11 protein-coding genes and 2 pseudogenes are annotated in these 11,640 nt (G+C 68.3%); 7 read left to right on the top strand and 6 right to left on the bottom strand.

What is annotated here, in order from left to right; genetic code table 11:
• The 4 genes and pseudogenes from ABZ904_RS48835 to ABZ904_RS48820 form a co-directional block, all read left to right on the top strand.
• Positions 1-291, top strand: a 291-nt coding sequence (locus ABZ904_RS48835; protein WP_361830629.1) for a transposase, incomplete at its 5' end; no start/stop codon positions are given.
• 71 nt (positions 292-362) lie between these two features.
• Positions 363-614 carry a hypothetical protein gene (locus tag ABZ904_RS48830; protein ID WP_361830631.1) on the top strand — a complete coding sequence of 84 codons (252 nt, stop codon included), beginning with the start codon at positions 363-365 and terminating at the stop codon, positions 612-614.
• A gap of 468 nt (positions 615-1,082) precedes the next feature.
• Positions 1,083-2,303 (top strand): IS110 family transposase, encoded by a 1,221-nt coding sequence (locus ABZ904_RS48825; RefSeq protein WP_361830627.1) that lies wholly within the window; start codon positions 1,083-1,085, stop codon positions 2,301-2,303.
• A 125-nt stretch (positions 2,304-2,428) separates the two neighbouring features.
• Positions 2,429-3,656: pseudogene (locus ABZ904_RS48820) on the top strand (IS110 family transposase).
• Positions 3,657-3,778: 122 nt separating this feature from the next.
• Here the strand turns inward: ABZ904_RS48820 and ABZ904_RS48815 are convergent.
• The 5 genes from ABZ904_RS48815 to ABZ904_RS48795 all read right to left on the bottom strand — a co-directional run bounded on the left by ABZ904_RS48815 (position 3,779) and on the right by ABZ904_RS48795 (position 8,389).
• Complete coding sequence (locus tag ABZ904_RS48815) at positions 3,779-4,924, bottom strand: ABC transporter permease (RefSeq protein ID WP_361830625.1); 1,146 nt, start codon at positions 4,922-4,924, stop codon at positions 3,779-3,781.
• A 125-nt stretch (positions 4,925-5,049) separates the two neighbouring features.
• A complete protein-coding gene (locus ABZ904_RS48810) occupies positions 5,050-5,739 on the bottom strand; it encodes an ABC transporter ATP-binding protein (RefSeq protein WP_361830623.1) in 690 nt (229 codons plus the stop codon).
• Positions 5,736-6,989, bottom strand: a complete 1,254-nt coding sequence (locus ABZ904_RS48805) for a peptidoglycan-binding domain-containing protein (RefSeq protein WP_361830621.1) — start codon at positions 6,987-6,989, stop codon at positions 5,736-5,738. The genes ABZ904_RS48810 and ABZ904_RS48805 overlap by 4 nt, the downstream gene beginning before the upstream one ends.
• Positions 6,982-7,896, bottom strand: coding sequence for a hypothetical protein (locus ABZ904_RS48800; RefSeq protein ID WP_361830619.1), 915 nt, complete (start codon positions 7,894-7,896; stop codon positions 6,982-6,984). The genes ABZ904_RS48805 and ABZ904_RS48800 overlap by 8 nt, the downstream gene beginning before the upstream one ends.
• Positions 7,897-7,978: 82 nt before the next feature.
• Positions 7,979-8,389 (bottom strand): hypothetical protein, encoded by a 411-nt coding sequence (locus ABZ904_RS48795; protein ID WP_361830617.1) that lies wholly within the window; start codon positions 8,387-8,389, stop codon positions 7,979-7,981.
• 431 nt (positions 8,390-8,820) lie between these two features.
• On the opposite strand from ABZ904_RS48795, the gene ABZ904_RS48790 reads away from it, so the two are divergent.
• The 3 genes from ABZ904_RS48790 (at position 8,821) to ABZ904_RS48780 (ending at position 11,331) form a co-directional block, all read left to right on the top strand.
• Positions 8,821-9,552 carry a peptidoglycan-binding protein gene (locus ABZ904_RS48790; RefSeq protein WP_361830615.1) on the top strand — a complete coding sequence of 244 codons (732 nt, stop codon included), beginning with the start codon at positions 8,821-8,823 and terminating at the stop codon, positions 9,550-9,552.
• The gene (locus ABZ904_RS48785; protein ID WP_361830613.1) at positions 9,549-10,349 is read left to right on the top strand and encodes a DUF2690 domain-containing protein; all 801 of its coding nucleotides are present in this window, start codon (positions 9,549-9,551) and stop codon (positions 10,347-10,349) included. Before ABZ904_RS48790 ends, ABZ904_RS48785 begins: the two co-directional genes overlap by 4 nt.
• Before the next feature lie 136 nt (positions 10,350-10,485).
• Positions 10,486-11,331 carry a transposase gene (locus tag ABZ904_RS48780; protein ID WP_361830611.1) on the top strand — a complete coding sequence of 282 codons (846 nt, stop codon included), beginning with the start codon at positions 10,486-10,488 and terminating at the stop codon, positions 11,329-11,331.
• A 95-nt stretch (positions 11,332-11,426) separates the two neighbouring features.
• Here ABZ904_RS48780 and ABZ904_RS48775 read toward each other — a convergent pair.
• A pseudogene (locus ABZ904_RS48775) lies at positions 11,427-11,558 on the bottom strand (IS701 family transposase); the annotation flags it as partial.
• Between the last annotated feature and the right edge of the window lie 82 nt (positions 11,559-11,640).

Raw genomic sequence — 11,640 nt, 5'->3', positions numbered from 1 at the left:
AAGGCGCCGACGGTCCGCAAATGGCTGGAGACGCATCCCCGTTTCCACATGCACTTCACGCCCACCTACTCGTCCTGGCTCAATCAAGTCGAGCGATGGTTCGGGCTCCTGACGGACAAACAGATACGGCGCGGAGTCCACAAGAACCTCCAAGCCCTGGAACGGGACATCCGCGCCTGGATCGCCAGGTGGAACGAGGACCCCAAGCCCTTCGTCTGGACAAAGGACGCCGACGAGATCCTGCAGCGCCTCGCCGCATATCTTGATCGAATTCCCGGCGCAGGACACTAGGGCCCCGAGCTAAAGGTTCGGGGCCCTACGCATGTGCTCGCACGGTTGATCGACGGCGTGTTGATCAACTTTTGCGTCACGCGACGGCCCACCTCGAACGGCCCGAGGACATTACGGGCGAACCGCCGAGCAGGTCAGCCGCCGAACCCACCGACGAATCGAGGCTAACTACCCGGGCCTGGGGGAACTTCAACGCCGGCCTCATCCCGCCCCACCACAACGGCCGCACCGAAGGCGTCAACACCAGCACCAAGAAGATCACGCGCCAGATGCACGGCGGAGCAGGATTCGACCTCCCCCGCCACCGCGTCCTCCTCCAATGACCAGGACGCAGGATCACCGCCGACTACGGAACAGAGCCCGGTGAACGGCGTGACTTCCGAGCCGGATCGGCGACATCGCCCGAGCCGCCCTCGTCCTAATGGGACTTGCCGGGTCGGAGAGACTCGGTGCCGTAGCCGTCAGCAGGTGAGCACTACCCTCGCCGGAGCCCTTGGAGTTCTGGGTTGAGACCGTGCCCCCGCTGGTCGGCCGGGAGGCCAGACCGCTCATTAGGCGACCATCGTTCCTGCAGCCCTCACCGGTAGGGTTGTGACCTCTCGGTCTCGGTGGGTGCATGGCCAAGACTGCGAGCCGCTCGACGGCCACCATGAGTGACGCCAGCCCCGCCGGGCCGAGGCCGTCTGATCGGCTTCAGGGACACGCCCCGCAGAGGGCCGATTAATGAGCTCCCGGCAGACGACCTCACCACCGAGCAGGTGCTCCCGGAACGGCAGTGGAGTACGTACCTCGTGTTCATCGGATGGGACTGGGCGACCGAGACCCATGACGTGACGGTCATGGATGACACCGGCAAGCGCATCGATCGGTGGGAACTCGCCCACTCCGAAGAAGGGTTCGCCAAGACCCTAGCCCGCCTGCGCAAGCACGGCGCACCCGCCGATCTCCCCGTCGCCATCGAGACCACCCGCGGCCTGGCCGTCGACCGGCTGCTGGCCGCCGGCCACCCCATCGTGCCGGTCCACCCCAATGCCTTCCACGCCATGCGAGCACGCTGGGGCGCCTCCAAGGCCAAGACCGACGCGGGCGACAGCATGAAACTCGCCGACTACTTGCGCACCGACGGACACATGCTGCCCCGGCTGGAGCCCACCGAGCAGGCCACTCTCGGCTTGCAGGCTCTCACCCGGCAACGCGCTGATCATGTCGAGGCCAGGGTCGCTGCCGTCAACCAGCTCGTCGCACTGCTGGATGAGCACTGGCCCGGCGGCAAGGTCCTCTTTGCCGACCTGGACAGCGACATCGCCATGGCCTTCCTGGAGAAGTACCCCACCCCGGCCTCAGCCGCCAAACTCACCGCTGGGCGGCTCGAAGCCTGGTGCAAGCGCCACCACTACTCCGGCAGGAAGTCCGGCAGTGTCCTGATCGAGCGTCTGCGCGTCGCCCCGAAGGCAGCGTCCCGCCTCGCCGACGCCGTCGCCGGACAGCTCGTCCGTGCCCAGGTCCAGTTGGTGCAGGGCATACGGGCCACCATCCGAACTCTGGACAGGGCCGTCGCCGAAGCCACCGAGAGCCATCCCTACGCGCCGCTGTTCGCCACCATGCCGCGGATCGGCAAGGTGAACCTCGGCCAGATCATCGGCGAGATCGGCCCGATCCTGGAACGCGCCCAGACCTGCGAACAGTTCATCGCCGAGGCTGGTGTCGTCCCCGTCACCCGCGCCTCGGGCAAGTCCCACACGGTCGCCTTCCGCTTCGCGACCAACCGCAGAGCCCGCGTCGCCCTGACCACCTTCGCCGACAACAGCCGCCACGGCAGCGACTGGGCCGCGAAGATCTACAACGATGCCCGAGCCCGCAAGAAGCGGCACCCCCACGCCATCCGTATCCTCGCGCGCTCCTGGCTCCGCGTGATATGGGCCTGCTGGCGCGACGGCACCTGCTACGACCCCGCCATCCACCAGGCCAACAACAAGATCAAAATGCCCGCCGAGGAACCGATGCCGGCATAGAGGTTGACTCAGGGAACTCATGGGGTGGCGTGCCCGCCCGATGGGCGTGAGCACTGAATCCATTAGGCCGCGCGCCGCGCCTTCCGCAGGCTGCAAGGAGCGAAGTACCTGACCTGGAGGACGAGTTGCTGCTGATCGGTGATGACTGGGCCGAAGACCACCATGACGTCGAGGTCCAGGACGAGGCAGGCCGGAAGCTGGCCGCCACGAGGCTGCCCGGGGGGGGTGGAGGGCATCGCGAAGCTGCACGAGCTCCTCGCGAAGCACGGCGGCGGGGACCTGGATGCCGCCGAGGTCGTGGTCGGGATCGAGACCGACCGCGGTTCGTGGGTGCAGTCCCTGATCGCCTCCGGCTACCAGGTCTATGCGATCAATCCCCGGCAGGTCGCCCGGTTCAAGGAGCGGTACGCCTCCTCCGGCGCCAAGAGTGACAAGGGCGACGCGCATGCGCTGGCCGACATGGTCCGCATCGACCGGGCCCAGCTCCGCCCGGTGGCTGGGGACAGCGAGCAGGCTCAGGCCGTCAAGGTCGTCGCCCGCGCTCACCAGACCCTGATCTGGGAACGCACCCGCACCTTCCAACGGCTGCGCAGCACGCTGCGCGAGTACTTCCCCGCCGCTCTTGACGCCTACGCGGACCTGACGCTGACCAGCACGGATGCGCTGGAACTGCTGATCAAGGCGCCTACCCCGGCGGCCGGGGCGAAGCTGACCCGCACCCAGATCACCGCCGTCCTGGCCCGCGCCCGTCGGCGGAACCGGGACGCGAAAGCGGCCACGATCCAGGCCGCGCTGCGCGAACGGCAGCTCGGCCTGCCCGAGCCGGTCACCGCCGCCTACGCGGCCACCGCCACCGCCCACGCCCGTGTGATCATCGCGCTGAACGAGCAGATAGCCGCGATGGAGGAGCAGGTGAAGGCGCATTTTCAAGCGCACCCGGACGCTGAGATCTACCTCTCGATGCCCGGCATCGGACAGATCACCGGCGCCCGGGTGCTCGCCGAGTTCGGAGACGACCCCACCCGCTACGCCTCCGCGAAGGCCCGCAAGAACTACGCAGGCACCAGCCCGATCACCCGGGCCTCCGGCAAGAGCCACACCGTCCAGGCCCGCTACGTCCGCAACAACCGGCTCGCCGACGCCCTGCAGACCCAGGCGTTCTCCGCGCTGCGGGCCTCACCTGGCGCCCGCCGCTACTACGACAAGCAACGAGCCCGCGAGGCCGACTACAACCCCGCCCTGCGCCAGCTCGGCAACCGCCTCGTCGGCATCCTCCACGGCTGCCTCAAAACCCGAACCCTCTACGACGAAGCGACCGCCTGGTCGCACCACGCCCAACCCCAAGCCGGTTGACATCAAACGACATGGGGTGTCTCAACCGAATCTGGAAATGATCAAGGCTGAGAGAACGTCAGTGCCCGTACAGTCTCCCCCCGGCGGAGCGGGCTACTTCACCTTTCGGCGCATGCGCTAGTTCAGCGGCGGAGGGCTTCCTGCGGCTCGATCCGGGCCGCCCTAACCGAGGGATAGAGGCCGGCGAACAGGCCGACGCCGGCGCCGATAAGGGGGGCCGGGACCACGGTGGCCGGGTCGAGGATCGCCGTCCAGTTCTTGCTGACTGCGACGGCCAGGACGGTAGCCACGGCGATGGCGGTGCCGACCAGTCCACCCATGAGCCCGAGTGCGGTGGACTCGGCCAGGAACTGGGCGGCGACATGCCTGGCACGTGCGCCCAACGCTCGGCGCAGACCGATCTCGGGGGTCCGTTCCAATACGGCGACGAAGGTGGTGTTGGCGATGCCCACCATGCCGATGATCAGGCAGATCCCCGCCAGTACGAGGAACAAGCCGGTCAGGTCGACCTCGACGTTGTCGCGCAGTTCGTGGGGGTCGGGCGGCGGGACGGCCGAGAAGTCGTGGGGGTGCTGGGGTCTGAGGGCCGTGGGTGCCTGTGCGGCGATCAGCGAGGCGGCGCCCAGTCGGGTGCGGATGATCATTTTGGCCGGGTCGTTGGCGGGCGGGGGACCGTACACGCGTTCCGCGGTCCGTCGCGGAATGGTGATGCCGGTAAGCAGCTCCGGTGCCTGGCTGACGTTGTCGAGGATGCCGATCACGGTGTATGCCACGTCGTCGACGAACACCGCGGGGCGGGTGTCGAGCTGCGTGATGCCCAGTCGCTCGGCGAGTGTGGCTCCCAGGACGCACACCCGCTCACCGCGGGCATCGTGAAAGGCGTTGAACAGCGCGCCTCGCACGGTCGGGTCGATCGAGCGGAGCAGGCCGGGCGAGGCGGCGTAGAGCATCCCGGATCCGCCCGCGTCCTCATTCGTGCCCGCTCGTACTCCGGGGCGGGCGGAGATCACGCGCTGGCTACTGGCCGTGATCGGCCACCAGATTCCGGCGGATGTCACCCCGTTGAGCTGCTCGATCCGCGCATCGGCGTCGGCGGGAAACCGCTCCGGGTGGTCGAAGGGCACGGCGTCGCTGTCTGACTCCGCCGGGACCACGGTGACGGTGGTGGCCGTCAGGGTGGTGAACCGGCGTCCGATCTGGCCGGACGCCGTCGAGGTGAGTCCTAGGATGGCGACGAACGCGCCGACGCCGAGCACTGTTCCGATCATGGTGAGCAGCGACCTGCCCGGACGCTGGGATAGACCCGCCAGTGTCTCGGACGCCAGGTCCCGCAGACTGAACTGGGACGGTTGCACACCGGACCCGAAACGCCATCCACGACGGCTCCGGCTCCTCATACGATGTCCGCAGGCTGGTGGGGGTGCAGCATGCCGTCGCGGATCACGACCGTGCACTCGGCTCTCGCCGCGACCTGAGGGTCGTGAGTGATGACGATGATGGTCTGTCCGGAGGTGTGGACCTCGGTGAGGACGTCGAGCACGGCATTGGCAGTGGCCGAGTCCAGGTTCCCCGTGGGCTCGTCGCACAACAGAAGGCTCGGCTCGTTCACCATCGCGCGGGCGATGGCCACGCGTTGGCGCTCGCCCCCGGACAGGGTGGATGGTCGGGCGTGCAGCCGGTGGGTGAGCCCGACCAGTTCGAGCAGGCGATGGCTGCGTGCGGCCCGTTTGCTGCGCGGTGACCGGTTGTAGAGCTGAGCGAGCATGACGTTCTCCAGGGCGGAACGGTGCGGCAGGAGGTGAAAGCTCTGGAAGACGAATCCGATCCGTTGGCCTCGCAGCGCCGACCGCTCGCTCTCTCCGGCGGCGGCCACGTCGACGCCATCCAGTTCGTAGACTCCGTCGGTAGGCCGGTCCAACAGGCCCAGAACGTTCATCAGCGTGGACTTCCCCGCTCCGGAGGGCCCCATGACGGCGAGGTACTGGCCCCGTTCGACGGTCAGGTCGACCCCGCCGAGTGCCCTGACGGGAGGCGAGCCGGGGAAGACACGCGTGATGCCGCGCAGCGCGATGGCCGCCGTCACCGTAGCCCCACGACCACGTGGTCACCCCTCTTCAAAGTCTGGCCGGCGGCCGGTGCGACCGCGACGAGTCCGTCCGCGGAGACGCCGGGAGTCACCACCACGTGGCGGTCACGCCCGTCGGGCCCGGCCACGGTGACGGACGCGGCACCGTTGGCGGTCGTGGTGATCGCGCCTTCCGGCACGGCGAGCACTCTGCCGTGGGTGAGATTCGCGGACGCAGTGATGCGCACGTCCTCGTCGGCCAGATCGGCGTCCCAATTCCCCGAGGTGGGGGTGATGTCGACCGGGATGTACGGGGTGCCGCCGTCGGTCGGTGCCCGGCCGCTCCCTTCGATATCCGGGGTGACGAGTCGGCCGATCGTGTCGACTGTGCCCATGCGGGTCTTCCCGGTGTTCTCGTCGAGAACCACGACTTTCTGACCGACGGTGATCGCCCCCTTCATGCCGGGGTCCAGGCGGCCTTGCAGGCGCAGGCCCTGTGTCGACAGGGTGATCAGCGGGCTTCCGGCCGTCTCCCCGACCCTGCCTGTCTGCTGGGTGATGGTCGCCGGCAGGGCCGCGACATACATCACCTCGGAGGCGGGCATCACAACGATCCTGTGCGAGCCGGCGGTCCTCGCTCCGGCGCCACTCCCGTCCCGGGCGCCTTCCATCGCGCTTCCTGGCTCGGTCGGTACAAGGTAGCCGCTCGCCGCGTAGAGCCTCCTGACCGCGGACGCGGTACCGGCGCCGAACGTGCCGAGGGCGTCGGAGCCGCGGCCGAAGCCCGCTTTCGCGAGTCCCTTCTGGAGCTGTCCCACATCCGGTCCGGTGTCGCCCTCCGCGAGATCGCGCAGCGCGGGGACCTTGCCGGGCAGCACGAAGAGCGGGCGGTATCCGATCTCCGCCACCACGGCGCCTGCCCGGACCCGTTGCCCGACCTTCGCCCTGACCGCCGTGACGATGGGGGATACGGAGTGGGTGCCTGCGAAGCCGTCGGGGGCGAGGGCCGACTTGGCGGTGAAGCTGACAGTTCCCCGCGCCGTGAGCGTGCCACGGAAGATGGTGTTTCGCGCCAGCTGCTCGAAGACCACGCCTGCCGTGAGGACCGTGGGCAAGGGCGGCCTCGCCTCGGCCGCGGCCTCGGCAGGTGAGCGCACCCACGTGGAGGCCCCAAGGCCTCCCGCGGAGAGTGCCGCGGCAAGGACGGCTCCCCAGAGCAGCGTCCGCTGGCGCCCGTTCATCCGGGTCTTCGCCGCCTGCTCAGCCACTTCGCACCCACAGTTCGTCGATCTTCTTCGCGTCCCGGTCGGTGCGCTCCTTCAGCTGCGTCAGGGTCTCGGCGTTCTTTTCGATGTCGTTTCTCTCGTACTCCGCTTCGACGGCGAAACTGACGCCGAGCAGGTTGGTGGAGTAAACGCACTCGACCTCGGCGACCGCCGTGCCCGTCTCCTCCGTGGTGACGTCCGCCTCGATCGCCTCCCGCGAGCGCTGACCGGACTGCGTCCACCGCTGGTCCTTGGCCGCGTCCTGCGGCGTCGCGTAGTGGTAACCCCGCTGGGCCATGCAGGACGACCAGCTCTTGAACACGTCAAGTACACGGGGATCCGACTGTGACTTCAGGAAATCCTTGGCCTTGAGGCCCGACGCGACGTCGACGAGGTCGCTCTCCTTGTGTCCCACGGAGATGCCCGCCTGTTTCTCCTTCGCGGCCACCTGATCGTCGCACTTTTCCAATGCGTGCTGCAACGGCACCGAAAGCGAGTTGAGCGAGATCGGCTTGGCGGATCCACCGGTGAAAGGTGGCAGGTGGAAGCCATATACGCGGGCTGTGGTCATGTCGCTGAGCGCGTACCGCCGAGTGTCGTAGAACTGCCAGAGCTTCACGTAGTCCGACGCCGCGCGCCCCCCGGTGGTGGTCATCGGAGGGGGCGTGAAACCCATGGCCTTCACGCATCGATCGCGCAACCTGAACCGTAGGACCTCCAACTTGGCCTGGTGCCCGTAGTCCTGGAGGTACGCCTCAAGTGGTAGGTGGAGCTCGGCCATGCTCGTCGGGTTGGGGGTCGGCATCGGCGCGTTGTCCGGCGTGTCAGCGCCGCTGGGGGCCGAGCACGCGGCCGCTGCGGAGACGAGGAGCAGTGTCAGGGCGGCGCGGGGAGCGAGTGAGGAAAACACCAGTGGTCTCCCTAAGGGTCGAGCCCGGTCAAGATCCGGGTGGGCTGGCCGAACAGCCGCAGCTGCCCGGCCAGCCCTGGGGTTAGGAGCAGTTGGCGTCGGCGTCGAAGGACGCCTCGTTGTTGCGCAGCCCCGTGGTCAGGTTGCCGCCCCGGCCGGCGGACACCCAGTTCCAGTCCCCGCCAGCGTGGACGTACACCCACGTCGTGGATCCGCAGTTGAGGGTGTGGTTCCCGATCGACGCCGCGTCGTTGCGGACGGGGACGTTCGCGGTGAAGCCGTAGCCGCTCAGGTCGGAGAAGTAGCCGATCGCATCGAAGATGTAACCGCCCCCGTTCTGGCTGTAGTAGAGGCAGCCGTCCCCGTAGCTGGAGGCTGTGTAGTCGCAGTGGTCGGCCCAGCCGTTGAGATGCGTGCCCGAGTACGCCGATGCCGGCCCGGCGGCCAGGGCGAGCGCCGCGGTGATCCCGATCGTGGCGGCCGCGGTGCTCACGGCCGCCCTCCTCATCTTCCTGTCCATGGAGTCCCTTTCGTTGAGTTACGGCGGTTGGGTCACGACTCGGGCGCGCCGCCTCTCCTTGAAGCCCGTTCCGCCGTCCGGAACGGCCCCCTTCGCACCCCCTCGTGGCTGGGGCGGGGGCCGGCCGGGCTGACGCCACCGGGGCGTCGGCCAGCGGGGGTGCGGACAACACCCGGCTCGCATCACCGAGGCTGCCCGGCTGCGGTGACCGGCGGCCAGACGCGGCGGGCAGATGCCGAGACGACGGGACGCCGCATCCGTGACCTGCGCCGATGCGTGGTGGGACGGGACGCCACGGGACATTGGCCGGAACGGGCCGGTCGGAGATCGCAGAAACGGGGGGCACGACGGGCGTCTTCTCAGTAGCGTTCGGCCTGCACTGTGTTCGAGGAAGGATGGGGGCCATGCTGCGGTGGAAGGTGCTCCCGGAGGAGTTGGATCCCCGGGTGCGTGAACTAGTCGTCCAGCTGCGCAGGCTCAAGGACACAAGCGAGCTGAGCCTCGCCCAGACGGCCGCCAAGACTGGGTACAGCACCTCCTCGTGGGAGCGGTATTTCAACGGCCAGACCCTGCCGCCGCGCGCAGCCGTCGAGGCGCTCGCCCGCGCCTGCAACGCGAATCTGGCCCGCTTGCTGGCGCTTCACGAGGTCGCGACGGACGCCCGGGGCAGAACCGCGGAACTCACGGCGGGTACGGACGCACCATCCGGGACACGCGCCGAACCCGTCGCCCCACCAGCGCCGCCAACAGAGCCTCGAACTCTTCAGCGTCGCCGCAGTATGTACGTGGCCGCGTGTGTCCTGGCCGTGACGGCCGCGGTGGTACTGCTGACCATACGGCCGTGGCAGGACAACGCCGCCTCCGTACCGACCTACACGTGCCGTATTTCCCGTACTGACGGCCTCTGGTACGCGGGAATCAGCCGTGCACGGACCGCCATTGTCCAGGAGGGCATGGTGGGACCTGAAGTCGCCGAGACCCAGTGCCTGTTGCTGCGCGCCGGCTACGACCCAGGAGGAATCGACGGGGTCTACGGCGACCTAACCCAACGGGCCGTCAGGAGGTTGCAGACAAAGGACCATCTCGCAGTCGACGGCGTGGTCGGGCCTCACACCTGGGGTGCACTGAGGGGATGACGGGAACAGCCGAGGACGCGAAGCGCCCGAAAGGAACCGGCGTGCTCCCGCTGGAGACGGCACGCCTGGTCCAGAGCCTGCGCGACCTGCGGACCCGCACTGGCCTCAGCTTGGTCGGCCTGGCCGCCAAGACCGCGTACAGCAAGTCCTCGTGGGAACGGTATCTCAACGGCCGGACCTTGCCCCCGCGTCGGGCCGTGCTCGCTTTGTGCGCTCTCGCAGGCGAACCGCCCGACCGGTGCTTGGCCCTGTGGGAACTCGCGGGCTGTGCCGACGACAAGCCCGCCGTGGCCCCGAATGCCCCCGCAGCCCAGGAACAACCACCTGTCGTGCACCCGCGCCGGCACCTGCTGGGGCGCGCCGGAATCGCTCTCGGGTGCGTCGCCGCCTCGGGCAGCCTAGCCATCGCCCTGTGTCCGGGGACCTCCCCGCACGCCGTTCCCCGATGCCACGGCAGGTCCTGCGACGGTAAGAGCCCCGCCAGCACCCTGTGCGATCTGGGCCTGACCACGCTCGCCACGGTCCACACGGCGGACGGGGCACAATTGGACATCCGCTACAGCGCGCGATGCCAGACCGTATGGGCACGCGTCACCCAGTCACGCCCGGGAGACCGGATCGACATCACCGTTTCCGGCGGTCGGCCCCGCTCTGCCCAAGTGGTCGACGTGTTTGACGCGCAGGGCTACGTCTACACACCCATGGCCGCCGTCGACGCCCGGCAGGACGTGCGTGCCTGCCTCACCCCCGCGACCGGCGGCGCCCGCCAGTGCGTCACGAAGTACGTTCCGCGCTGAGGGGCTGCGCCCCCTTTAGCCCTGGATATTCAGCAGACTTGGGTGACCTGACGCCTCGGTAGCAGAAAGGTGCCGCTGACCTGCAAGGATGTGAGTGTTTACGTCATATCCGCTGCAGAAGTGGAGGCACCTTCTGGTGGTTGAGCGTACAGGGTGGGACCGTCGGCTGTCGGTGGTGGCTGACGGGAAGAGGCTGATTGGGCATGCCGGTGCGGTGTTGCTGCGCCGGTGCGCGGACCGGACCGGGCTGACGGGGGCGTTGGCGAAGGTGCTGCCGTCCAGTGCGGTGGCCGGCTGGCGGGACCGCGCGGGGCTGCTGGTCCACCTGGCGGTCGCGATCGTGCTCGGGGCGGCGAACCTGTCGGAGTCCGAGCAGCTCCAGCTTCACCACCGACCGCTGTTTGGGCCCGCGGCCTCGGACTCGACCGCCCGCCGCATGCTGGCCGCGCTTGATGATGCCACCCTGGCGGGAATCGCAAGGGTGCGCCGACAGGTGTGGAGTCTGCTGCATCTGTGGCCGGGCGGCTTTCCCTGGCTGACGGTGGCGGGCAAACGGCTTACCGGCTGGATCGTCATCGACCTCGACGCCACGATCATCACCTCCGCCTCGAAGAAGGCCGGGGCAGCGGTCACCTTCAAAAAGACGTTCGGGTTTCATCCGCTGGCCGCGGGGTGCGCGAACACCACCGAGTCGCTGGCGATGCTGCTACGGCCGGGGAATGCCGGAGCGAACACGGGGGCCGACCACGTCCGTGTGCTCACCGACGCCCTCGCCCAGATTCCCGGCTCCTCGGCAGCGAAGATCCTCATCCGGGTGGACGGGGCCACACAGGCCCGCACGACGATTCGAGCTAATACTGCAACCGCATCTGGGGGTTGTACCCTCGGCGTTTGTAATGGGGGCGGCATGCTCGGGCTTGGCTGCGTCGTCGGAATCGTGACCAGTGCAGATGGTGATCGTTGCCTCTGTGGCGGGGCGTGACGACGACGTGGCCGATCAGCCGGCGGATCTCCGGGACGCTCAGGGTATGAGGTCACGTTCGTCGTCCGGGATGCCCCTTTTACGGCTTCTGCGGCGCGGATGGCAGTCAAGTAGGCCAACGCCGCCAAGGCCAAGGTGATGTGCCGATACCAGGCCCTGTAGAGCCGGACCTGACAGTGGTCCAGACAGCACTCGCCCTTGGCGACCTGGAACGACTCCTCAATTCGCTAGCCAGAATGCACACATGAAGGTATATCAGGCTGGAGATGTGCCAATAATCGCACGTGAGGGGCTTCTGCGGCTGGTCGA

Source organism: Streptomyces sp. NPDC046900 (assembly GCF_040644975.1).
GTDB lineage: Bacteria > Actinomycetota > Actinomycetes > Streptomycetales > Streptomycetaceae > Streptomyces.
Note: the sequence above shows the minus strand (reverse complement) of the source record. Positions and strands in the feature narration are given on the sequence as shown.